The organism is Aeromonas sp. QDB68, assembly GCF_027707405.1.
In the GTDB taxonomy this organism is placed as follows: Bacteria; Pseudomonadota; Gammaproteobacteria; order Enterobacterales; family Aeromonadaceae; genus Aeromonas; species Aeromonas caviae.
Map to the genome: position 1 here is coordinate 1 of NZ_JAPCIQ010000068.1, position 22,944 is coordinate 22,944.

General features: G+C 55.1%; 19 protein-coding genes. 11 read left to right on the forward strand and 8 right to left on the reverse strand.

Features of this window, described 5'->3' with window-relative positions; all coding sequences use genetic code 11:
• From PG892_RS16420 to umuC, 3 genes are all read left to right on the forward strand, one after another.
• The coding region (locus tag PG892_RS16420) for a cyclic diguanylate phosphodiesterase (protein WP_270825585.1) at nucleotides 1-1,639 on the forward strand (1,639 nt) is incomplete at its 5' end.
• A 102-nt stretch (nucleotides 1,640-1,741) separates the two neighbouring features.
• Nucleotides 1,742-2,155: a translesion error-prone DNA polymerase V autoproteolytic subunit gene (gene umuD, locus PG892_RS16425; RefSeq protein WP_198497542.1), complete on the forward strand. Its 414-nt coding sequence runs from the start codon at nucleotides 1,742-1,744 to the stop codon at nucleotides 2,153-2,155.
• A gap of 1 nt (nucleotide 2,156) precedes the next feature.
• Nucleotides 2,157-3,437, forward strand: a complete 1,281-nt coding sequence (umuC, locus tag PG892_RS16430) for a translesion error-prone DNA polymerase V subunit UmuC (protein WP_101617210.1) — start codon at nucleotides 2,157-2,159, stop codon at nucleotides 3,435-3,437.
• 161 nt (nucleotides 3,438-3,598) lie between these two features.
• Here umuC and PG892_RS16435 read toward each other — a convergent pair whose 3' ends face one another.
• The 5 genes from PG892_RS16435 to PG892_RS16455 form a co-directional block, all read right to left on the reverse strand.
• Nucleotides 3,599-6,718: a conjugal transfer protein TraG N-terminal domain-containing protein gene (locus PG892_RS16435; protein WP_270825586.1), complete on the reverse strand. Its 3,120-nt coding sequence runs from the start codon at nucleotides 6,716-6,718 to the stop codon at nucleotides 3,599-3,601.
• 10 nt (nucleotides 6,719-6,728) lie between these two features.
• Nucleotides 6,729-8,063: a conjugal transfer protein TraH gene (locus tag PG892_RS16440; protein ID WP_270825587.1), complete on the reverse strand. Its 1,335-nt coding sequence runs from the start codon at nucleotides 8,061-8,063 to the stop codon at nucleotides 6,729-6,731.
• Entirely contained in the window at nucleotides 8,060-9,181 is a 1,122-nt protein-coding gene (gene traF / locus PG892_RS16445) for a conjugal transfer protein TraF (protein WP_263685781.1), read from the reverse strand. Before traF ends, PG892_RS16440 begins: the two co-directional genes overlap by 4 nt.
• A gap of 382 nt (nucleotides 9,182-9,563) precedes the next feature.
• Entirely contained in the window at nucleotides 9,564-10,121 is a 558-nt protein-coding gene (locus tag PG892_RS16450; RefSeq protein WP_101617218.1) for an ATP-binding protein, read from the reverse strand.
• 7 nt (nucleotides 10,122-10,128) lie between these two features.
• On the reverse strand, nucleotides 10,129-10,782 hold the full coding sequence (locus PG892_RS16455) for a hypothetical protein (RefSeq protein WP_148248193.1): 654 nt from the start codon (nucleotides 10,780-10,782) through the stop codon (nucleotides 10,129-10,131).
• Between the two features lie 402 nt (nucleotides 10,783-11,184).
• On the opposite strand from PG892_RS16455, the gene PG892_RS16460 reads away from it, so the two are divergent.
• The 7 genes from PG892_RS16460 (at nucleotide 11,185) to PG892_RS16490 (ending at nucleotide 20,376) form a co-directional block, all read left to right on the forward strand.
• Nucleotides 11,185-12,213 (forward strand): hypothetical protein, encoded by a 1,029-nt coding sequence (locus tag PG892_RS16460; protein ID WP_109422211.1) that lies wholly within the window; start codon nucleotides 11,185-11,187, stop codon nucleotides 12,211-12,213.
• Nucleotides 12,206-12,577, forward strand: coding sequence for a hypothetical protein (locus PG892_RS16465; protein ID WP_270825588.1), 372 nt, complete (start codon nucleotides 12,206-12,208; stop codon nucleotides 12,575-12,577). Before PG892_RS16460 ends, PG892_RS16465 begins: the two co-directional genes overlap by 8 nt.
• Nucleotides 12,578-13,292: 715 nt before the next feature.
• Nucleotides 13,293-13,895 carry a conjugative transfer protein MobI(A/C) gene (gene mobI, locus PG892_RS16470; RefSeq protein WP_101617227.1) on the forward strand — a complete coding sequence of 201 codons (603 nt, stop codon included), beginning with the start codon at nucleotides 13,293-13,295 and terminating at the stop codon, nucleotides 13,893-13,895.
• A 714-nt stretch (nucleotides 13,896-14,609) separates the two neighbouring features.
• On the forward strand, nucleotides 14,610-17,510 hold the full coding sequence (gene mobH / locus PG892_RS16475) for a MobH family relaxase (RefSeq protein ID WP_270825589.1): 2,901 nt from the start codon (nucleotides 14,610-14,612) through the stop codon (nucleotides 17,508-17,510).
• Between the two features lie 1,625 nt (nucleotides 17,511-19,135).
• On the forward strand, nucleotides 19,136-19,432 hold the full coding sequence (locus PG892_RS16480) for a hypothetical protein (protein WP_148248197.1): 297 nt from the start codon (nucleotides 19,136-19,138) through the stop codon (nucleotides 19,430-19,432).
• A 13-nt stretch (nucleotides 19,433-19,445) separates the two neighbouring features.
• The gene (locus tag PG892_RS16485) at nucleotides 19,446-19,715 is read left to right on the forward strand and encodes a hypothetical protein (RefSeq protein ID WP_101617235.1); all 270 of its coding nucleotides are present in this window, start codon (nucleotides 19,446-19,448) and stop codon (nucleotides 19,713-19,715) included.
• Nucleotides 19,716-19,992: 277 nt separating this feature from the next.
• A complete protein-coding gene (locus PG892_RS16490) occupies nucleotides 19,993-20,376 on the forward strand; it encodes a hypothetical protein (protein ID WP_270825590.1) in 384 nt (127 codons plus the stop codon).
• A gap of 144 nt (nucleotides 20,377-20,520) precedes the next feature.
• Here the strand turns inward: PG892_RS16490 and PG892_RS16495 are convergent, their stop codons facing one another.
• The 3 genes from PG892_RS16495 to PG892_RS16505 are packed head-to-tail and all read right to left on the reverse strand — an operon-like array spanning nucleotide 20,521 to nucleotide 22,464.
• Nucleotides 20,521-21,771: a hypothetical protein gene (locus PG892_RS16495; protein ID WP_270825591.1), complete on the reverse strand. Its 1,251-nt coding sequence runs from the start codon at nucleotides 21,769-21,771 to the stop codon at nucleotides 20,521-20,523.
• 23 nt (nucleotides 21,772-21,794) lie between these two features.
• Nucleotides 21,795-22,205 (reverse strand): hypothetical protein, encoded by a 411-nt coding sequence (locus PG892_RS16500; protein ID WP_101617241.1) that lies wholly within the window; start codon nucleotides 22,203-22,205, stop codon nucleotides 21,795-21,797.
• Between the two features lie 22 nt (nucleotides 22,206-22,227).
• Nucleotides 22,228-22,464, reverse strand: coding sequence for a hypothetical protein (locus tag PG892_RS16505; RefSeq protein ID WP_101617243.1), 237 nt, complete (start codon nucleotides 22,462-22,464; stop codon nucleotides 22,228-22,230).
• Between the two features lie 118 nt (nucleotides 22,465-22,582).
• On the opposite strand from PG892_RS16505, the gene PG892_RS16510 reads away from it, so the two are divergent.
• A complete protein-coding gene (locus PG892_RS16510) occupies nucleotides 22,583-22,807 on the forward strand; it encodes a hypothetical protein (RefSeq protein ID WP_101617246.1) in 225 nt (74 codons plus the stop codon).
• Nucleotides 22,808-22,944: the final 137 nt, after the last annotated feature.

Here is a 22,944-nt window from a genome sequence, read left to right on the forward strand (position 1 = left end):
CAAGCAAGCAGGAAAGTGGGATCAAGAGACGATCGTCTCATTTTTCCTGTGTCAATACTGTTCCGGTGAATACTTACTCATTCTGCCCATGGCCAGCGGACTATGGACAGCCAAGCAAGCCCATATGAACGAACTCATCCAGCTCAGCGAGACAGCTAGCGCACGCTCTGTTGAGCTCGTAGACGACCTCATTGATTTTGCCTCTCAGGCCAACCAGGCGGCCCTGCTTCACCGCGACCTTTCATGCGATCTAGCGTTCCCTGAGCTTCGTGCCATCGCCGCCTTCAAACCATTCTTGTCGTCGGTCAACCTGGTCAAGGAGGGGAGCGTCAACTGCTCATCATTGCTGGGCTCAACGCAACTCACCGACGTAGGGGCCTTCACCGGCGGGCAGCTCTCGCTCGTATCAGGAGGGTTTGTTCGGTCCAATGTGCCCCTCTTGATCGTGCGCAGCACCAAGAGCACCACTGCCGCGCTTGCCGTGATCGAGGGGTCAACCATTCAATACATGTTGAAGCTGACCGGTAGCCGTACACAGGGCTGGCTGCACATCGGTAATGCCTGGCTCGATGCCAACGGCGAATATCGCACGACTCCCCCGCTTACTACCTATTCCACGATTTCCACCACGGACTCTAAGAAATACCCCTATGCCGTTCACACCGGCGTGAACACCACCGCCTCTTGGTATGAGGTAATGGAGGACCAACGCTACCTGTTGCAAACCTGCCTGCTCCTCTCGTTGTTGCTCGCTGGGGCGGTGTACAGCAGCGTCGGCAGACCCAGATCTCTCTACACAGAGTTGGCGCATGGGTTGCGGGCGGCGGAGTTTGTGCCCTATTTCCAACCCGTCATGGACCGCGACGGTAAGCGGATCATCGGCACCGAAGTGCTGATGCGCTGGCAGCGCCCATCTGGGGTACTGATCCGCCCTGACCAGTTCATTCCCCTGGCCGAGGAAAGTGGCCTGATCTGCGACATGACGGTACAGATGATGAGGAAGGTCGCTGACCTGCTGGTGTGTCGTATCGAACTGCTGCCCAAGGGCTTTCATGTGGCCTTCAATATCAGCGCCACGCATTGCAAAGACAATGCGCTGCTGCATGAATGTACCCGCTTCCTGAGTCGCTTCCCGACCGGTTCTGTACAGCTGGTGCTGGAACTGACCGAGCGGCAGTTGTTCATGGATGATGACCACGTTCTCACCTTGTTCAAGCGACTAAATGAACTAGGCGTGAAACTGGCCATAGACGATTTCGGCACCGGCAATTCCACTCATGCCTATCTACAATCCTTCCACATTGATTTCCTCAAGATTGATCGCTCCTTTGTAAACCTCATCGGCAAGGAAAGCGTGTCGAGCCACATCATCGAAAACCTCATAGATTTGGCCAACCGGCTGAACCAGGTGATTGTGGCGGAAGGCGTGGAGACCCGTGAACAGGCTGAGTATCTGGCCAGCAGAGGTGTCCACCTCTTGCAGGGGTATCTGTTCGGTAAGCCAGTTCCGTTTGATGTGTTCATCAAGGAGCACAATCTGACGGATCTTGCGTGCAAGGACTGCACGCGCTGTTCTCATCGGGCCGGGCCTCGGAAAGGGCGCTTAACCCAGCTACGCCTGCGAAAAGAGGGGCTTTGACCGCGGTCGATCTCCTCCGAGGACGGTGAGGCCTGCTTGCACGCTGCGGCTGCTCGCCCACCGTGATATACTGGATATAAACCCAGTAATCAGTGTCCCGTCATGACCTCAAGTGAACATCCCCTTTTGCCTTTGCCCCTCTTTGCAGATCGGGTCAGTTGCGGGTTCCCCAACCCCTGTTCGACATTTTCCGATCACTCAATTGACCTCAATCAGCTCTGTGTTCGTTCTCCAGCCTCGACGTTTTTCGTCCGGGCATCGGGCGACAGCATGAGGGATAAGGGGATCCTGGACGGCGACCTACTCATCATCGATCGCTCCGTGTCCGCCGTGGATGGCGACATTGTCCTGGCCGTGCTCGATGGCGAGTTCACCGTTAAGTGCCTCCAGACCAAGCCCTGCCCTGCCCTGGTGCCCGCCAATCCCGCGTACTCCACCATCTATCTGACCGAGGAAATGGACTTCCAGGTGTGGGGGGTGGTGACGTTCGCGCTGCACCAAACGTGGGGCCGATAGGATGGGACAGAAGTTGATCGCGCTGGTGGACCTAAACTCAGCCTATTGCGAGATGGAGCGCCTCTTCCGTCCAGATCTCAAAGGACGAGCGATTGTAGTCTTGTCGTCTTCGGATGGTTGCGTTGTATCGCGTTCTGCCGAAGCCAAGAAGCTGGGCGTCAAGATGGGCGAGGTTTATTTCAAGATTCGAGAGTGGTATGAGCACCAGGGCGGCGTGGCATTTAGTTCAAATTTCACGTTGTATGGAGACCTTTCAGCCAGATTCATGGCCATTCTCAGTACAATGACCTACCAATGTGTCCCTTATTCAGTCGATGAAGCTTGGGTAACGATTGACACCGCTTGGGCTGGTGATCCCACGGAGTATGGCCGCGCCATCCGGGCCAAGGTGCTGCAATGGATCGGGCTCAGCTCGGGAGTTGGCATTGGCCCTACGAAAGTTATTGCAAAGCTAGCCAGTGCCGCCAGCAAGCGGTGGCCCAAGACCGGGGGGGTCGTGGATCTCAGCGACCCCGCCCGCCTGGCAAAGCTGATGGCGATCACCCCCGTCGATGAAGTATGGGGCATTGGCCGCAAGCTATCCGCAAAGCTGGTGGACCAGGGCATCCGAACAGCGGCGGACCTCGCCGCAGCCGACCCAAAGATCCTGCGACGGCGCTATGGGGTGCTCGTGGAGCGCACGGCACTGGAGCTGCGGGGGATCCCCTGCGCAGGCCTGGAGGAGATGGTCAAGTGCAGGCAGCAAGTCATCGTGTCACGCACCTTCGGTGAGCGGATTTCGAACAGGGACGTTATGCGCCAATCCCTCGCCGTGTTCATCGAGTTGGCGACAGAGAAATTGAGGCGCGAAGGCGTCTGTTGTCAGCACATCAGCATCTTCATGCAGACAAGCATGTTTGACACCAAAGGGCCGCAATACGCCAATCAGGCAAGCACCGGCCTGGTCGTGCCAACTGATGACCCCCGTGTGTTGCTGGCCACCCTTGAACCCCTGCTCACCGGCACATGGCGTGATGGCTACCCGTTCAGCAAAGCAGGCATCATGCTCTCTGACATCCAGCCAAAGGGCCTACGTCAGGGCGATCTGTTTGCAGCGGACCACATCGACCCCCGCCGCGAGGCCCTGATGAATGTGGTCGACGCCATCAATCACAGCGGCAAGCTGGGGAAGGTGTACTTCGCCGCCCGGGGCCATCGAGACCTGTCCTCCATGATCAAGCGTGAGCGGTTGAGCCCCAGGTACACTACCAACCTGGCGGAATTGCCGGTAGTTAAGGCTTAACGCTTATTGGCTTTCCGGCTCAATGGTGGTTCATCGCCAGAAAGACAAAGGCCACCCGAACGATACGAGTGGCCTTTATTTAATTCCCAGCGATGACTGGATTACTATCTGTGACTTCTCCCCGCCGCTGCGAGGGCGAGGCCCCCAGTTCTAAGTGGGAACTACCTTTTCCACAACGGCAACTGTTCATCAGGCGTTACTGGTCTCTTGCCTTCTTGCACACCTGCTGGCACATCGGTGTTGACCATCCCCTGATCAGACCCTTTCCCCTCCCCAGTCGGTGTTCGTGGTGCTTCACCTGGATAGGTCAAGTTCATTACAGAAATTGCCAAGTTCGTTCCACTACCTTCGGGGCTCGCAGCATATTTGTGGTCTTTCAGCTTGCGATCCGCTGTTTCTTGCAAATTATTTGCATCAACACGGGTCTGATGCCCATCTGTACCTGTTTGTTCAATCGCGGCTTTGACCGGATCCTGATTTGGTTTCAAGAGTAACGGTGGAACGTCCTGCCTACCGTTGTCGTATGCGTGATCGCTAGCGACCGTCCCCCTATGCACCTGATGCTCTCCCGGTATTCCGCCCGCACCCGCCGTGATCGCTCCCTCTGCACTTGCCTGATTAGCCTCAACCTGACCTTGCAGCGTACTCATGCCACTGCTGGTTTGGCCTTGGGCACCTCCTATTACCTCGTTGACATTGCCGACACCGGCGTGCGTGGTAATTTCGTCATGATGAGACGTTGTTTCGAGCATCTTGATCATCTGTTGTAAACCAACATCTGGATTGGATTTGTCCAGTCTGGTCAACATCTCGTGGGCCACATTCCTATCATCATTGTCCAAGCCACCAACCAACTTAAACGCCGTTTCGCCAAGTAAACTTGCACTTGCAACGGACCAGGCTGCAACCTCGCTCAAGGTATGATTGGAGCGGCTCATCGCATTTTCATAATAACCTTGTAGCGATTTCTCCGCGTCCTTTGATAACGTCCCATCACTCTCTATGACGCCAGCCTTGACCAAGGACTCACGATTTGTCGGGTCAGAGGCCATATTCTGTAAGAAGGCCGCTGCATTAATTTTTTCACCTGTTTGCCCAAGTCGGCCAAAGTCGGTCTTAGCAGCTAACGCGCCTGACTGCACGTAATCCCTTGCCTCTCGCATTTGCTCGGTCGTCGACCGATTCTCTGCATAGTTCTCAGACGCCGTCGCAACTCTGGTCGCTGCATTGCGATACTCAGCACTATTCGAAAGTGTTTCTCCTCTGAGGAATTTGCTGGCCTCGTTTAATGTCGCTTGCTCACTGGCTGTCAGGTCGGTGGATTTTGCTGTCGACCTATCGTAACCCGTTGTTCTGGTGGTACCGGTGGACTTACTGGTGGATTCGCTATATTTATCCCCGGAAGATGTTTTGTACCCACCTCCCGTGCCTGCAATGTTGAAACCCAAGAACCCTTGCAGTGCTGATTCATAGCCTTTGCTACCATTCTTGGCAATCTGAGTGGCTTGCTCCTCACTGACACCCAACCGCTCCTGAATGATTTTTTTCGAATTAGCCAAGGCAGCTGCCCCATGTTGTAGCTGCTGGCCTTCTTCTCTTGAGAACGATTGATTACTACCAGCCGTATTAGCCATGGCGACCATTTCTTGGACGCTATTCTGGAATTGGGCTGCCGAGGTTCGCTGCTGAGCAACAGCAGAACCATATGACCTATCTAACGACTGTTTTACAGACCCGCCTATGTCTGCGGTAAGCCCCAGGTTCTCAGCACCGCCCACCACGCTACCTGCGAACGAATTGGGATCCCAGGACGCAGTTTGCTCGCCCATGGCAGTCTTGCCGTTATCCGGCGCAGTGCTGATGTTGGGTGCGACATAGTGTGAATTGACCGGTGCCTCTGGGGAGGCCTTGGACGCAACCCCAGCCATCCCTTGCACCCCTTTGTAGAGGACAGCCATGGCCAACGATGGTATGGCGGCCATCATCATTGAACCAACAGCCAGATAGGTTTGGGCCTTTTCTGCGACCCCTGGCGTCCCGTTCCAGCTCAATGCTGCCGGGCCAAAATCTCCAGACGTACTCATGTCTGAGGACAGCGCGTAGTTGATGTACGATTCCACCCCCACCGCAATCAGGGGCCACAGATTCGTGAAGAGCACAAACATCACATAGGATCCCGCCGCCTGGAGGCCATAGCTACCGGTGACGAGCATGAGAAGCATGACCGGGGCGACGAAGATGGCAAAAAACTCGAAGAAGGTGATCAACGCGGGGGCGAGTTCGTTGAACATTTCGTATGAGGAGGCCATTTTCACAAGGCGCTGTTCGCTCGCTGTGTACTGCATTTCTGCGGTTTGACGACCGACCGAGTCTTGCGCTTCTCGCGTCCCTTTCTTCACTTGGGACCAGACCAAGCGTTGTAGCGACATCTCGTACATGCCGATACCCGAGCCTGTGAACATCCTGGTGGCCTGCTGGACAGCCTCATCCTTTATCCCCATGGCCGTGTTGTATCTAGTAACAGCAGCCTTGAACTCGGGACTTTGCAATTGGTTCACCAAGTACGTCCACATGTCAGCGCAGGTTTTAACAGCGGGGGTACCGGATTTGACCACGGTCTGCGTCTGCCAAAACGTATTGGTGCTCTTGACCGAGAGCAACGCATCGGTTGGCGGTGAGTTCAGGATTTTGGTCCATGTGATTTCCTGAGCTGGCCCTCCGGTGATCATGTCCCGACCGACGCATTCACGCATGTAGTTATTGAGTGACCCACACAGATCCAGGTTGCCGTTCATCATGCAAACCACAGCGGTCGCATAATCCTCCTGATTCAACTTCATCAAGGACCGCAACGGGTCAAGCCCACCATGACCACTGTCAGATGCGTCGTAACCGTTTAGTGGCGTCACGACACTAAAGGCGGTGCGAAAATCGTCGGTTATCCGTGACAGCAGCGTGGTCGCCACGCTGCCACTGATAGCTACCAGCAGCGGTACGTTGTCGATAGTCTGTACCTGGCTGGTGATCCGGCTCTCGACTAGCACCGTGACCCGCGTCTGTGGGCCAGTGAGAATGATAAAAATGATGAGGCCAAAGAAGAAGTTGTGAACCGGTTTTTGTTGGTCGTCGACCAGCTTTTGCAGCGCGGTAATGAGCAGTTTGAGCAGCGCAAGAACCGCTGCCCCGTAGTAGATGTTATGACCGTCCGAAAACATCATTGCCAGCGCGTTGTATGCCGCAACGATCATCTCAAAATTGCCAGAAACGTATACGTCCCACATAACCCGATCCTTATTTACCCTGGCCTTGAATTTCAACGAGGAAGCGCATCGTAGCGAGATTGTTTGCCAACCGTTGTTGGGCCAAGGCAGTCTCGCCCGTCATCGCCTCCATTTGTTGACCCAGGTCGTCCATGGCTTTGTTGAGCTGATCGATATAGGCCACTTGTTTGTCCAGCGCATTCGTTCCCATCCAGTGCTTTAACCGCACGATGAAGCTCTTGATGGAGCTGCTGATGACTTCATTGGCAATCACCTTTGAGAACAGCTCAATGTTGTGAGTTGCCAGTCCCGGAGGGGTTTTTTCGAGGTACGTCAAAAATTCGACGGTGAGAATGCTGAGGAACTTTTGATCGCTCGGGGTAAGGGACTGGCGGGTGTGCAAGGCGGGGTGCAGCAGGATAAGCCGTTCAGAGATGGTTTGAGCCAGCCCCTTCCAGTCAGCAACAGTCACCGGACCCGGGTTCATACATTTAACGGCCTCATCACACTTGAGAACAGTTACCTGGTCAGCGGAAAGCAACAAATCCCGAGCTGTCATGGTGGCCGTCTTGGGCGTAGCTTTGATGACTTTCTCGCCACTCGAATCAGCCTTGACGCTGACGATCATGGTGCCTAATAACGATTGGATCAGCTCTCTCCAGTTGTAGCTGACCCCCTCAATGGCCCAGTTTTGCACTGTCTGTTCGTTAAGCTGGTCCCAGACCAGGTTGTACTCCATATCTTTTGCCACTTGTGGGTTGGCTGTAACTACTGCATTGGTTTTGTTGCCGGTGAAGGTATCGGCCTCGCCCTGGTCACTAAAGAAACCACCGAAAATTGCCTGGGGATTGATGAGGGAGTTCTCACGTACCTGGTTCATCGTCTCCTTACCCAGCTTACTGTTCGACAGCATATCGTTGGTGGCGGTACAGGCATCACGCGACTTGGCGTTGAGCTCGTTGAGCGTATCGGACAACGATTCCAGCGTGGACATACAGGTAGCGCACACTGCCTGCATCCCGACTGAAAATGCGTATGTGGCTGCACCGTTAGCAATGCCACGCATCACTTGCACCATCTGGTCCTTGTTGATAATCGAGAACGAGCCAGTGAAAAAGTCGATACCACCGCAACCCGCATTGAGCTTGGGTGGCACGACCGAGATGATGTTCGGGGTAACACGCGGGATACGAGCTGAAAACCCGCCCCCGGTGGCTCCGAACCGTTTGGCTGTGTTGAACGTGGTGGCCGAAGTGCTGTTGCTCATCATGTCCCCAAACACCGTTTTCATGGGGTTTTCCGCAAATGCGGAGCTACTGGCCACACAACTGATGATCAGCAGTAGCGCACGTATAGAGCGTTTCATTGTTCAACTCCTTGTGGTTGCGCCGAGTTAACCTGCTGCGTGGTGTAGCTGGGATAATTCAGACGGGTTTCAAATTGCGCGATAAGAGCATCAGGACTGCGCTCAAGGTCGGACTTGGACACTTCAATCAGGCTGGAGGCGTTTTCGCCCGGCTGGCTGCCCTCAGCACGGACAAGCTCACCGGAGGGTGATATTGAGGCCTCATCCGTCATCAGGAATTGGCGCACATCGCGGGAGTCTTGCAGCTCTTGCTCAGTGATGAATCCAGCGCCCCTTGCCACATAGAGGATGGTTTCCAGAAGTTCATCCATGGGTACCAGCCCCTCACTGACCTTGTGGATCTTGGAGCCATCATTGGAGACCAGGAACATGCTCGGGGTCTTCTCGACGCTTAGCTTGGCCGCCATCACTCCGCCCTCATCCACAACCACATCGGCAAACTCGCTACCAGGGAGAGGCAGGCCATCCATGGAGACGGCAAGGATGTTGACGTTGTACAACCGTTCCAAGAAATTGAGGATCGGGCCTTCCTTGATGCAATACTGGCAAGTGCTGGAGTAGAAGAACCACAGACCCGCCTTGTCGAACACCTTCTGGACTGCCGCCGCTTTGCCCGCCTTCACCTGTTCGTTATGCGTCGTCAGCTGGAACTGGGTTTCTGGCCGACGGCTGTCTTCATTCAGCTGCGGATTGGCGATATACATCCGCCTGGTTTCATCTTGGAATTTCGTGGCCATATCCACGGCCATTTTTTGGGCCAGCCAGTACAGCTTCACCTTCTGCATGTCGCCCGGGTTGTTCATGGCGTCGTCGAGCATCTTGGGAAGGTTCTCGCGTAGCCACTTAACGTCGATTTGCACCATTTCTTCATTGGGTGCGGGAGTCGGTTGTGCCGGTGCTTCTTCATCGGGTGCCGCTTCATCAACCTCCTGCTCGGCGGGATCCTGGTACCAATGCCAACCCAGCGTGGCCGCATTGCTTTGTCGCTCCAAGCCCTGCATGTAGGCCTCACGCTCTTTCTCTAGCTGCGCTTGGCGTTCCGCCATCGGATCGGCTGATACCTGCATCCCCGATATGGCTAACAACACGCTCAAAGCCACCATGCCGACTTTTTTCATAATTGCTCTCATCTCACCTGATAGGATAGTTTCTATTATATTCAGTTCAGGGGATCCGCCTAGTGCTAGAAGGTGATTTTTGCGGCATTATTGGCTGGATTGACGTAGGAAGGGCAGGAAAATGGCTGCGGAGTTGCTGGTGGCCTGACGGTGCCAGCGGGCGTTCTGGGGCTGTGGAGCCGTAGAGGGACTGGAAAAGATGCCTTCTCTACCGTTGGCGTACCGCTCTCACAGAGCGGGTCGTTTGGAGCAGCTGGAGGGTTACGATCTGGCGGGGCGGGTCATGGTGCAGTTCGAAAGGGCGAAGATCGGCTGTTCTCGCTGGATGAGGTCGCGCGACCTTGCCCTGAAAGAGCGAACGGAGGAGACGGCTCGCAAGCCACTACACCCGATGGGAATCCCAAGCAAAGGATAAGCTGATCCCCCCGTGCATCAGCCGATCAACGCAGGACGGGCCCAGTGCATCCGGCAATTCCGAACTGTTCAGATTGGTAATGACCACCGTCGGCAGCAACTTGTTATACCGCTCGGAAATTAGGTCGAACAGAATCGACCTATCCGAGTCGCCACTCAGTCCCACGCCGATTTCATCGACCACAAGCAGATCAACCCCGGCATAGAAGTCGATCAGCTGTTGCTCCGTGATCTCGGCATCGTACCGGCGACCCGACCTGATGTTGCGAATGACCTTGGGCGCAGTCGTAAACACAACGGTATGCCCCCGCTCTTCTAGAGCTCGACACAACGCATACCCCAGGTGAGTTTTGCCAGTCCCGGCACTCCCTGTGAAGATCATGCCTACCCCCTCGGCAAGCCGATCTTGGAAGGTGGCGACATAACGGGAAACCACATCTTTCACCCGCTCTTGCTTCTCATCTTTCGCCTCAAATGAAGCAAGAGTGGCGGATTTGTAGCGCGGAGGTATCCTCAGAAATTCCATGTAGTCGTCACCGAAGCGGGTTATCGAAGAAGGTGGGAGTGAAGACGTAGGCCTCGCTCAAATCCGAAGCGTAAAGCTTGTTGATGAACACCGGCACCTCAACCTGATGCTGCCCGCGTACCAGGAACAGACCGGACACGGCACTCCCTTCACTGCGACTCACCATGGCGAAGGAAGGCATCGTTTCAAGAAAGAAGTGGCCATTGCGTACCAGATGAATACTGCGCTTCGCCTCTACCAGCCATGGGACTTCACCAATGCTGCCAATCGAGCTCATGAACACCGCATCGAGCGTTCCACCATCGCAATAATCACTGTTCACGCCAAACACGGTGCCATAACGCCCGGGGGTTTCCGCGAAACGCATCTGCATCGGTGAGCCGTCGACATAGAACTGAACCTCTGGCACCCCTACAACAGGGTTGCGTTTGGTCGAGCCAGAACCGCAAACCAGATCGGTTAGCTCCTCTAAGTTGCCGGGCGCATAGGCGTGGGAGAGATAGTCGAAGTCCGCATCCGAGACGGCTTGATCATAAGAGAGGGCCGTCACGCCGAGTTCCGCCGTTGAAGAGGCAATCGAACGCGCACCCAGCAGGGTAACGCTATCGGCCACCCGTTCGTACTGGGCGCTATAACCCGTCTCAGAACGGTTGTACTGCATCGACGGGCCAGAAGAACACCCAACCAGACCTGCCCCAAACAGGGATAGACACACCCCTTTCACCATGCCGCCAACACTATACATAGTCGACCTCACACTCCCGTTAAGTGCCCCATAACCACAGATATTGATATTTATCTTGCTAAATTCGAGTATACGCCTAGCCAGTTTGTAATCAATAGTGGTCTGTTGCTTAACCAGCAAGAAGCCCGAAAGAGCACTATTGCACTCGCTTGGTTTCCTTTAAGGACATTGTATGAGTCGTATAGAAGGCCTATCTGGTTAGTCAGCTAACCGCTTTAAACTACATTGTGGCTTGACAACCAACCGCGCATAGCAGGAAAATTCACATAGCAACCAAATGGAATATCACACACGCACGCACGAACGGAGTTTAAGAAAATGAGAACAGTCCACTTCAAACCAGACCTTTGCGCCGTCACAAATAGTCGTGACCCGATAGAACTCAAAAACTCGATTGTCCTCGTAGAAGGCAATTCAGAATATCTCATTGGTGATGATGCTAAGGATTATGGTGGATCTGGTCAACGCCTCATTGGTGGGTCCATTCAAGACAAACATTATCAGCGGTATATTCAAGCGTTATTGGCCAAAGGCCTTGGCCCTGGTGACCACACCATCTCAATCGGCTTGTCGGCAGCAGCAAACTACATCGACGAGTTTCGCACAGATAAGAGCAGCAACGTATTGAATCAGGAAGATCACAAGCTGCTCGCCGGGTTAGTGGCTGAGATTAGGTTCCGTAGCGGCAGAACCGATGCGCCTATTCAACTTTGCCGTGTGAAATTAAAGCCGGAGGATGTGCCGGTACTGTACGAAACAGAAGCGGTCCGCAACGTCATACCTAATACCGCAATGACTTTTGGCATATTCCAGATTGGCGGCGGTGACTGGCAAAGTTTGCTGGTAGTCGACGGCGAAATTAAGCGTGACACTCATGCCCGCGTCGCTGGTATCAGACATTGCATTAGCAGAATGAAAGAGCAGTTCGGCCTCCAACCAGATACCGCAGAAAAAGCTTGGCATACCGAAACAGCACCGAGCTGGGGCAAGAACCTCTACGCCAGCGAATGGGAAAGCTGCGTCGACGCCAAGAAAGAAATCGTCCAAAGCTATGTGGCAACGTATTTCCCCGAGCTGGTGAACAAGTTCCAGGGCTATCAGGACCGCATTAAAGCGATTGTCCTCAGCGGCGGTGCCGTACACGATGCAACGTTTGTAGATGCGCTGATTGCTGAAATGCCTTCTCGCTATTCCATTTACACCATTGACCAGTTCCAAATCATGGAGCCGGATGGTTCGAAATTAATGGATCCGTCCTTTACCTGTGCGTTTGGCATACACTCTACGGGTGTTAATGTCGGCCTCGATATTGGGAACGCCTATCTCAAAGGGGTATTCGATGTCTGATTTTACCGATTCCGATCGCCGCATCCAAATAAGAGTAGCGCCTGACGCCGTAGTGAAACATCTGACGGACCCGGCGATGGGTTCGAAACTACGATTGGCACTCAACGGCAAGATTGAAATTCCGCCGGTGCTGGAATATCTGCTCAACGATGCAACAAAGTCGAAAAGGGTAGTCGCCCTCTTGCAGATCATGTTCAGTTATATTGACGACTTCGAACGAAATAACCCGGAAGGATCCTCGGCCCTTGAAAAGGCCACACAAGAAGTAGCCAAGAAAGCGGAGGCTGGAAATCAGCCGAGTGGTAAGAGTTCCACCCGTAGCAGGCCGACGATGACCTCGAATGACCTTGCAAATTTCAAGTAGTAAGTCGTAAAACCAGTAGCACGAGAGGGGCCAACGGGCCCCTTTTTTTCGCCTTGGCGACCCGCCATACCGTCCCCCCTCCTCACCCAAATCACTTTCCAAAACGCAAGAGTGACCTCCCTCAAGCCGCAGCAAGGTAGGGCATTAAAATCGAATTTATTCACACAAATTTGTGCGAAGGATTTTTATGATTGCTCTGATGAGGACATTTGAGACCCATCCGAAACCGCGGCAGTATTGAAAAGCGCCGAGGAATCCAAATTATTCACACAAATTTGTGCGAAGGATTTTTTAGGTATGGACTCATGTCGATTTGTGCGACCCATATGACACCCTAAACTGTGTCTAACAGCGAAGAGGTATCCAAATTATTCACACAAACTTATGCGAATGATTTTGCCGATCGTTCGCCAGATGCAGTTCTGACGGCTCATCTGGCCAGAAAATTGCCCCGGGCGTGAAGTTACAAGGATGCACTACCAACTCCCCCGGTTAGCAAAAATCATCACACAAATTTGTGTGAAGAATTTGGCACTTTGGCGCATAGTAAAACGCCTTTAACTATCCTGTCGAATCAGGTATTGTTACTTGGCTGGATCGAAAACTGACCTTTGGACCGGCTTCTGGCATACCGGGCACGCCGAAAACCAATTGCGTTTGTGTGAATAATCCAAAGTTTCACACAAATATATTTAGGAAAATCAGGGGTAACAAAATGACGGATTTTGATGATGTCTCTGGGGCTTGTGAGGCAATCGCCATTGAGGTTCAGGGTACTGTCATGCAAACCTCGGATGCACTGTACGACCTGGCACGGGCAGTGTGTGACCGGTACTGGGCCAAGTTCCAGATGAAAAACCGTAGCCAGGCACACCTCCCGGAAGACAAGCGCCAGCTTGGGAGGTTTGCCCCTTTCGTGCGTCGGCACCCAGCAAATGGGAAAATTTACATTCGTTGGCGGAATTATCACCCGAGTCGGACTGGCGCTAGGGGGAAAAAGGTTTTTGGTGTGGACGTACCCCCATTAAAAACTGGGCACTACCAGCCATCGCAATTTGGTCATCTGGCCCAAGTATGGGAGTTGGACCTAATTATCAAAACTGAGCAGCAATTAGCTCAAATCCGGTCTTTGCAAGACCACCTGCACGACATGAACGTTCAATTGAAAAAATCACAGAGGAAGTACCAATGGCAACTGAACAGCAGCAGCAATCTGCCAATAAACTCAACGGCGCAGCAAATACAGGACGAAGCGGAGAAAATATCGCAGCTCGACCCGCTGCTGGAGCAGTTTCTAAACCAGCCGGGCGCCATGTGAGAGCGAGCAACGAATTTAAACCGGATGCCGGTATGGCTGTACTCAATCTCAACGCCAAGAGCTGGATGGTGAGCCGATTTGTCTCGGGTAGCTTCCAGAAAACGCATTATGCGTTCCTGCGTGTCGGCACCCTGTTGCGCATGACGGCATCAGACCCGGCCAACCAGAAGAAGATTCTCGACTGGCTGGACTTTCTCTTCAAGAACGCCAACGACAGCGTAGAAGCAGATCGCGCTTCGCTCAAAGTGTTGTCCAAATCCCCAGATATTGAGGGGCTGGATATTGTTTTCAGTGAACGAGACGATGTGTTTAAGTTTTATATCAACCATCCGAAGATGGTGCGTTTCGTCAAACTCATCCCAACCATCGACGGTTTGGCACTCGAAACTGATCGTCTATGGTATGCAGGGGTTGTCCCAGATGAGCAGCGAGAAATGACGTTCAAGAAGTTGATGTATCCCATCAATGCCATCACTGAACATTTTAATTACGTCACCAACGTAGCGCGGCGGCAGGGCCGGCCCTACTCAGCCGAATTGTTCCTGACTCTGCTTTCTGAACAAGCGACGATGCGCGATTTCATCATGCACCATTTTAGTGATGAAGATACCAAGCTCTTTGCTACCACGGTGAAGAGCATTGCCGGAATAGTGTAATGTTGAAAGTTTTCTGTGTGGGGCTATTGGGGTAGCCCCATTTTTTTTGAGGTGGCCCATGAAGGAATTGGCATTTAAACTCGTAGCCAAATGTATTAGGTTATTTCCGAAATCGAAAAAGGTAACCCGTAGCGATCTGCTCACGGAGGTGAAAACAGTCTCCGGTAAGACGGTCGTCCCGAACGGCGTATTTTATTCCCCGATGCCAATCATTGGGATCCAGCTGTTATCCATCGACGATGTTCTCGCCCCGCACGCGAAGACCATTAACGACATCGTTAAACGCTCTGGGCTATCGGACGGACACCCGCAATTCAATCCAAACAAACTTATTCACGGGGTTATTTGGCGTACCGCTGAATATGTTCATTTGCTGCCTGCCAGCGAAGACTACCACCACATCGAAGCAGGCGGACTACTGTCGCATAGCCTGGAAGTTGCGAAGACGGCGCTGGGAGCTGCCTACAACACCGACCTCCCTGCAAAGACGCATTCCGATCTTGAAACCATCCGACGCTCTCGCTATTTCTACGCCGTGTTCATCGCCGCCCTCCTCCACGACATCGGCAAAGTCTTCATGGACGTTCGCGTATACAGCGTCGACAACGGCAACCTGATGTGGGAGCCGCGCCTGGAGTCTTTAACGGCCTGGGCGCTCAAGCACGGGGTTAACAGCTATCGGGTAGAGTACCGGCCAGGCCGAGCCAAGAGCCACGAGCGGGCCGCAAACTACGTGTTAAGCGCCGTGCTGACCAACGAAGCCAAGGAATACCTGCTCGCCTGCAAGACCGACGACATGTTCACGGAAATCGACGAGGCAATCAGCCATTACGCCGAGCGAGACAGCTACATCGCTCAAGCACTGCGACAGGGCGATAGCTACTCTACGTTGCAGGACATCAAGGGCCGCCACTCACGCGATACGGGCCGCCGCAACTACTCCCTCGCAACTCATTTCATCCATGCCTGCCAACGCTTAACGCCGAATTGGAAGATCAACCAGCGCAGCGGGATGGTGTGGACGATTGGCGGGGATGCGTATTTGGCCTTCCCGAATGCCCTCAACACGATCATGCAGGACATCGCGGTGCATGGCGTGAAGGCACCCAAGGATGTCCATGAGGTCTACAACCTGCTCGTTGAGCAGCACATCGTAGAGGCTACCGACAGCACGACCCGTTGCTCGTTTTGGATGCCTGGGGAGTACACCACTGAGCAGGCCTTCACAGCGCAAGAGAACATCGCGATCAAGCGCGTGGGTCAAGACTGGATTGCCGTTGTAAAGCTCAAGTCCGTCCATTACGCCTTCGGATCTGGCGTGATGCCGGAGTCCAGACCTGGAGTGCTGTTGTTGAGTCGAGAAGGCAACATGCTGCACTTCGAAAAGGGCAAGCTTTACCAGCCGACTGCACACACCGCTAAGGAGATGCAGGCGAGGGTCAAGCAGCGCGAAGAGAAAGCGAAGGAGGAAGAGGCCAAGCTGGAGCGGTTGAAAGTCGAGCGTGAAGAACAAGCGATCAAGGAGGCCAGGGAGAAGGCCGAAGCGCAGGTTGAGCTGGAGCGACAGCAACGGGCGGCAGCGGCAGCCAATGAGCAGGTCGAGACACCGGCAGAACAACCCCCCATCGCTACAGAACCATCAGGAGCCCAACCCGCTACTGCCGAATCAAGCGAAGAGGCTCAGGTGGAGGCCGAAGTGCCATGCGACCCGCGAGAGCCAACAGAAGACGACGCTATGGCCCATGGTGATGCGCAGGAGAGCGTTCTGGCTGGCGCGAGTACCAATGCAGCCACTTTGGTAGCCGATGCAGCACAGGGCGTTACAGGGGTCGAAAATGAAAGTGCCACGGTGGTGAGTGACAGTGCCGTTGAAGTCGCCAGCGTTGAAACCACCGCTGACTCTGTCGAGACGCCAGCAATCGACCAGCAACGCCAGGACACCAGCAGCGGAGTGCAGGCGGTAACACCGGGAGGCAACGCTTTTAGCGGCGGGCCAAATCGTCTCAGGAACAAGCCCGTGCCGCCGGTAGCAGCTCCAGCAGTGCCACCACAACCTGATACCACAAGCGAAAGCGGTCAGCAGCCCAACTCACCGCAATGGTCAATGTCAAAACGGCAGAGACGTTTAACGGAGGCACAGACCGCACCAGCACCACATCAGGCTCCCGAATCTGTACGTGATGAAGCTCAGTCGAACACCGGCGAAACGGAAAAAGCGACAGCATGGATCGAGTGGGTGGGCAACCAGCGCGGTGAGGGGAAGGTACTCTACCACCAGGTAGAGGGCGCAACGTATCTTCGTCTTACGCCGTTGAGCCAGCAGTTGATGCAAAGCCCGGATGCCGTACTGCAAACGTTGAATCTGGCCGGGACGCTGGCACGGTCTCAAGACAAGGCAGGCTTGCCCGTCGTCGTCCAGCACGAGGTAGCCGAAGGGGTGTTTGAAGCGCACTGCAAGTTGAGTGCAAGCGGAGAAGAGATTCTCAATAAATCAACTGGGAAAGTGTGGGGTGGCGACGAGTTTAAGGGCGTGTTCTGGCGCTCAGAGCGTGACGCAGAACGTGCGAGAAAGACCGAAACCCCGCTTACCGAGATGGATGCCTCGACTCCTGACACCGCTACGGCCATGCCTACCCAGCAAGAGGGGGATCCGGCCCCTCAACAGTTGGATAGCCATGACCACGAGCAGATAAACCTTGAGGCACTGGGTTCGGCATTAGACTCCTCGAACCATCGCTTATCTGAAATCCTTCGCGTTCATGACGTTCTCAAACACAGGAAAACCCATCGAGACAACAAAAAGGCCACTGTGATCCTTGACGACAACTCCACAGCATACGAAGCAGCGTTTTTTGAGGCCTGTGCCGATGGTGTCGTTTCCTGCCACATGAAGGAACTCAAAAGCTTCCAACGAAAAATCGAGGGCACCTTGTACTACGTTGTTCCGCCAGAGTTTTAATCAATTACCCACAGATTCCGGCATGAGTTGTCCAGCGTTTCTGTGGATAACATTCCACCACCTACCAACCAACTACAGGGCCCCTGACGGGGCCTTGTGCATTGTGGCGCGAGCCACGCGGCCAACGGACGCGCATCAGTGCTGGCGAGTCTCCGAGCCACGCGGCCAACGGACGCGCATCAGTGCTGGCGAGTCTCCGAGCCACGCGGCCAACGGACGCGCATCAGTGTTGGCGAGTCTCCGAGCCACGCGGCCAACGGACGCGCATCAGTCGGCTAGCCCCCCGAGTCACACGGCAAAGAACACCAGTTGCAGGCTGCCCTAGCGTCCCTCGGGGACAACACAAAACCCATGCCGCTCATCGCCGACAGTACCGGAGTTGCAGCCAGGCAGATCCCGGGCTCTTGGCCGAACCTGAGATGTCCTTGATGGAGAATGTGGGTCTTGAGCAACCTCGCCGAAGGGTGCGGAGGCCTGCGTTGATTACCAGGTACGGATGACCAGCAGTGGATGTCCCTCGTGGAGATGCTGAACATATTCGTTGTGAAGCCCTCATCACCTCCAGTCCCCTCCTGTTCTCTCATCCTGTGTCAGCCCCTCCCGTGGCCAGCATTGCCGATCGGACATCTGAATTTGGTGCGCTCCTTCGTGGACTGTGACATGCCGCATCTCTTGGGACGCGACGCCTGTGGCCAGCGTTTTGTGGTTGGGGTACCAGGTTCCCCAGGGCAGATGTCCTTCATGCAGTGCGAGGTGTCAGTTTCAGCCGCGTCGCCCAGAGGAGCACCCGGGTGGCCAGCGTCGTCGACCTGGGATCATGGATCAGCCCGGCGGGTGGTTGTCCTTGGTGTACTGAGGGTCGGTCCACCTGGCCGGTGTTCCAGTGGCCAGCGATGCCGCGTTCCCGGAGCTCATGACCGGGCACTGTGTCCTTGTCCTTCGAGGAGTGTGTGCGGCACCTATCCCCCCATGACGCCGATCGGCACGCCAGTGGCCAGCGTCGTCGACCGGGGATCAGATCGCCTCAATGCAGGTGGCGGTAGATGGAGGACAGGGAGGCTCCCGCGACTGCGTCGCACGCCTCCAGTCACGCCAGTCAGCGGTGTCTCACCCTGGTATCTCGGTAGCCCTCGGTACGACGTTGTCCTTGGTGGAGCTGGTGGCGCTATGCCTGGCCGGAGCTGGAGTGGCCACGACGGATGTCGTTCCTGGAGCTGGCGTTCTGCCGGATTGTGTTGATGTCCTTGAGGGAGTGCAGCCTCCCCCACTCCGCCGGTGTGAAGCCGACCTCGCCGAGCCGTGAGACCAGGACAGCTGGAGAACGAGCGAGGGGATCCTGACTTCCACCGAGGACTTTGACGTTGGCAAAGGCGACCTGGTCCGGCTGAGGAGATGCAGCACGCTGGGTGTCGCAGTGGAGTAGGTCGAGCCCCCTTATCCGGTGAGCATCATTGGGGTCGGTATCTGTTACGCAGCCATTCCAAGAATCGACGGGGCGATAACGCGAGGATGGAGAAAGAGATGGTAGAAAACCAAAGAGATTATTAAGTGCTTGTGACTATCCCATGGGGATTATATATTGCATTTATCAAATGACCGCACATGACCGCCACTTGGAGATAGCCATGACCACAATGCCCACAATGGAAAAAAAGGCTCTGCTTGATGCTCTTTTAACCACGAATATGTCCCCACTCACTACCTTTCGCTTCGTGGAGTTGTTAAACGAGATGGAGGCTTGCCAGTCCGAGCAATCGGCGTGGAAACTTCGCTATGAGTTGCAGGGCATGTGCAGCGTTCTGTGCTCTGAGGAAGTGATCTCCGACGATGAGCTGACGATGCTAAACGATGCCATAAGCCTCTTCTGGAAACCCCAGGCCCGCGCATTTACTCTAGCCCGACTGAGCGCCCTTGAAGCCTAAGAGAGAGGTAGTCATGCGTAAGAAAGACGTATCGCTGAAACCCAACGCGATTGTGACCCCCTGCCCGCAGTGCGGTAACAACACCGACTTTCGGGTTGTCGCTGAGCGGGTGGCTGTGGATGGCTGCGAGGTCTATGTGGAATGTTGCTGTGGCTTCGACCCGACAGCGGAGAACACAGACTATCGGTTAGAGGACGCCATGGGCTATGTGGATATGGGCAACATCCAGCAAGCGTTGCGGTGCTGGAACGAGGCCCTGGCGCATACCGTCGTCATCCACTGAGTAGAACCCGCCCTCTCCCTCTCCCTCCCCTCACACTTATCCTGTGCTTGTCCCACCACCGGCGTGATCTCTTTGCTGGTGATGGGTTGAGCACGCTCATGTGCCTGTTAGTGCCAGACCTTCTCATCCTGACCCGCCTCGTGCCACACTGAGTCCCCTCACACTGCTGGAGATGGCTATGAGTGCAAGGTTGGAGTTTGAGATTATCGAAAACGAAGGCAGGTTTGTGTTTCCTGCGGCAGCTGAGCAACCCTACCGATCGCTGCTCGATTCATTGGTGAGTGAGTCCACCACGGACAACGAGTTCGTCTGGTCTCTCCAAGCACTGCACCGGGAAGAGCCGCAAAACCTTGGCGTGATCGCCTCTCTGGCCGCGCACTACGCTTCCGACGAGCCGGAGACTGCCCTGGAGTACGCCGAGAAGGGTCTGGCCCTCACCGCTGCCCTCATCCCCACCGACTTCACAGGCTCCATGGACTGGAGGGAGGAATCCAACCACACCTACTTCGCGCTGCTGCACAGCGCCATAGTGGCCAACATGTTCATGGGGGACAACGACGAGGCATGGCGGCTGATCAATCACTCGCTCACCCTCAACCCGCGCGATCACCTAAGCGTGCGCTTGTTTCGCGACCAGTTGCCCGCGTATGTCGCTCATTGAGCGAGCGAAGCCCTTGGACCGGCAGGCGGGTATTAGCGTCGTGCCAGTCTTTTCCCTTTCTCGGGTTGTTTAATGCCTGTCTTGCTCGCCGGAAGGGAATTGCGCTGCTCTGGGTAGCGAGGTGCAAGGTCTGGGGATCAGCTCTCATCCGTTCGGCTCGCAATGCTCACACCACCAACCTCGAACCCCCTTCCCCTTGTCACCACCGCAGTGCGGACAATCGTTACTGCGGTCACGCGGGGGATCGGGGTCTTCTGCCCAATCGGTCCAGTGCCTACTGGCATAGCGAGCCTGCCCATACTGATAACGGCTGGTGGCAACCGACGCGGGCTTGGGACTACGCGACTGCACGCAGAGCTCGCGGTAGCAGAAACCCTGTTCGTCGAGGCCGCTGTTGTTGGGGGGAAGCCGACAGTAGCGGCAGTATCCCAAGGACATTGATCCCTGTGGTTGGGGCGTGACAGTGGGTGCGGCGTCCGGCGGCGGCGCTCTATCCATGAGAGATTGTTCGCGCTCTTCACGCAGCAGGGCCTCTTCCTTCATGCGCTGGAGTTCTACTGGATCCCGCGCCCGCCGTTCACGTTCCAGTCGCTCTTGCTTCTGCTTCTTTCGCCAAGCCCAAATCCGATCTTGTTTAGCGCGTTCTTCCCGCTGCCGCGCCTCCAACTCCTGTTGCCACTGTGCCTGACGCTCAGCTTGACGCTCTGCCTCCTGCTGCTCACGGGCCAGCTTCTCGGCCTGCCACTGAGCCAATTTGTGCTGATCGTGGGGATGATATATCCAGGAAAGGCAACTGCTTTGCTGCGACAGGAGGGTGAACACCCAGGAGATGGTATCCATGCCTTCCGGGCGCTCATCGGAGTTGAGGTGCCACGCGAACTCGGCGTAATCCACGGCCAGCACACCACAGCCGGGGTGCTGGGCGACGAACTGATCTAGCCAGTGTGGGGTCAGGGGATCCTCCACTGCCGGGAAGTGCAGGGCAAGATGATGTTTTGGACTATTCACCACCTGGAAGAGACCGGCTGCGGTACCTTGGCTGGTGGCTTGAGGAACATGGCGGACAATGATACCCGAGCGTCGTTCTGAAACCTGCCTGCGCTCGTTGCCAAACGGGAGGGTGCGGGATGGCGTGCTGATGGAGGTCAGGGTATCGAGCCGGGAGAGCAGCATCAGCCGGACGCTGGTCTCGAAGGCCAGCTTACAATCCTTGCCGCTATCATCGTGATGAGCAAAATAGTGAGTTCTCTTCTCCCCCTTCCTCGCAACCAGAAGGGCATTGCAGCTCGGGCAGCGACATCCACAACGGAGTCCGCGATCGACTTCATCTACCGAGACAATGGCCCCTGTGCTTACCTGGATGGCGAAGGGGATTTTTACACCTGAATCGAACATCTAGTCCTCGAAGGAGATCCGCACTACCAATCGGAGTCTAAACCGCCGCCAATACTCCCAGAACCCATGTCTAATGATCCGTCGAAGCTGTTGAAGCTGTCGAACGAACTGCCAGCAGATATATCCGCCCAATCGTCGTTGCAGTAACTCTGGATAGGTTCTTCGTGGTTGTCATACAACGGACTCATGGCGTTATCGAACATGTTGTCCCGGTGCATCATCGCGGCGTCAAAATCATCGTCCATCGAAGTGCGTTCATGCCGTACCTTCTCGTCGAAGAAGTTGGAGAAGTCGTCGTTATTGAGCCAGTCGTTGAGCCATTCTTCGTCAGTCATGCTGCTGCGCGACTTATTCTCAGCCCTTTGGGCAACCGCTGGTGGGTCGGTGAGCTGGCTGTCTACGAGGGTGTAGGCCTTTGTGAGCAACGAGAACATGGCTGACTCCTTAACTGCTAGATCACACTTCGGTGGAACCAATCCACTCCATACCAAGATAGGCGTCGGCGCAGGCCCGCTCGGGCAAGCCCAGATGCAGGTCGCAGAGCTGCTGGTGTGTCCAACCGCCTTCCGGTGCCGGGAACTCGATGGGCGGATAATCGGACACCGATTGCACGATGATGCGCAGGGTTTGGGTGGCCAATGAAGGGGTCAGCAGCTCTGGCTCATTGCCTTGTACGTCGGTGATGAAGTGCATGTTGTACCTCGCGGTTCATGAGCGGGTGGCTCGCGGCGGAAAAAACAACTTTGATTTATTACACCTGTATTTATTATACTAAACCCTGATGCTGATGCAATTTTTACAGGTGTAATAAATGCAAGAATCTGACAGCAATCGGCGGCGTGGTGCCCCCCATAAACCCGATGAGATGAAGCGCACGGCCCGGTTGGGCGCGGTCCAGCTCACGGAAGAACAGCTGGCTACCTATGAGCTGGTGGCCAAGATGGAAGGCAAGAGTAAGTCGCAGTGGATAAGGGACACTCTGGATGCTCGGTGCGAGCTGGCACTGCTCTTTGCGAAACAGCCCAAGCCAGAGTGAACCCCAGAGCCGTCGCTCCCACGGGCAGGCCACGGGTTCCTTCAAGGACTGGCAGATGAGCAGGGTGAGAGCGTGAACATTTTGTTAAATTTCACCCAGTTTTTTGAGACCCGCATTGAGTACCGTTTCCAGATATT

Coding starts and splice junctions, on each gene's coding strand:
- umuD (WP_198497542.1), top strand. CDS start 1,742: ATGACCTCAAGTGAACATCCCCTTTTGCCTTTGCCCCTCTTTGCAGAT.
- umuC (WP_101617210.1), top strand. CDS start 2,157: ATGGGACAGAAGTTGATCGCGCTGGTGGACCTAAACTCAGCCTATTGC.
- PG892_RS16435 (WP_270825586.1), bottom strand. CDS start 6,718: ATGTGGGACGTATACGTTTCTGGCAATTTTGAGATGATCGTTGCGGCA.
- PG892_RS16440 (WP_270825587.1), bottom strand. CDS start 8,063: ATGAAACGCTCTATACGTGCGCTACTGCTGATCATCAGTTGTGTGGCC.
- traF (WP_263685781.1), bottom strand. CDS start 9,181: ATGAAAAAAGTCGGCATGGTGGCTTTGAGCGTGTTGTTAGCCATATCG.
- PG892_RS16450 (WP_101617218.1), bottom strand. CDS start 10,121: ATGGAATTTCTGAGGATACCTCCGCGCTACAAATCCGCCACTCTTGCT.
- PG892_RS16455 (WP_148248193.1), bottom strand. CDS start 10,782: ATGCAGTACAACCGTTCTGAGACGGGTTATAGCGCCCAGTACGAACGG.
- PG892_RS16460 (WP_109422211.1), top strand. CDS start 11,185: ATGAGAACAGTCCACTTCAAACCAGACCTTTGCGCCGTCACAAATAGT.
- PG892_RS16465 (WP_270825588.1), top strand. CDS start 12,206: ATGTCTGATTTTACCGATTCCGATCGCCGCATCCAAATAAGAGTAGCG.
- mobI (WP_101617227.1), top strand. CDS start 13,293: ATGACGGATTTTGATGATGTCTCTGGGGCTTGTGAGGCAATCGCCATT.
- mobH (WP_270825589.1), top strand. CDS start 14,610: ATGAAGGAATTGGCATTTAAACTCGTAGCCAAATGTATTAGGTTATTT.
- PG892_RS16480 (WP_148248197.1), top strand. CDS start 19,136: ATGACCACAATGCCCACAATGGAAAAAAAGGCTCTGCTTGATGCTCTT.
- PG892_RS16485 (WP_101617235.1), top strand. CDS start 19,446: ATGCGTAAGAAAGACGTATCGCTGAAACCCAACGCGATTGTGACCCCC.
- PG892_RS16495 (WP_270825591.1), bottom strand. CDS start 21,771: ATGTTCGATTCAGGTGTAAAAATCCCCTTCGCCATCCAGGTAAGCACA.
- PG892_RS16500 (WP_101617241.1), bottom strand. CDS start 22,205: ATGTTCTCGTTGCTCACAAAGGCCTACACCCTCGTAGACAGCCAGCTC.
- PG892_RS16505 (WP_101617243.1), bottom strand. CDS start 22,464: ATGCACTTCATCACCGACGTACAAGGCAATGAGCCAGAGCTGCTGACC.
- PG892_RS16510 (WP_101617246.1), top strand. CDS start 22,583: ATGCAAGAATCTGACAGCAATCGGCGGCGTGGTGCCCCCCATAAACCC.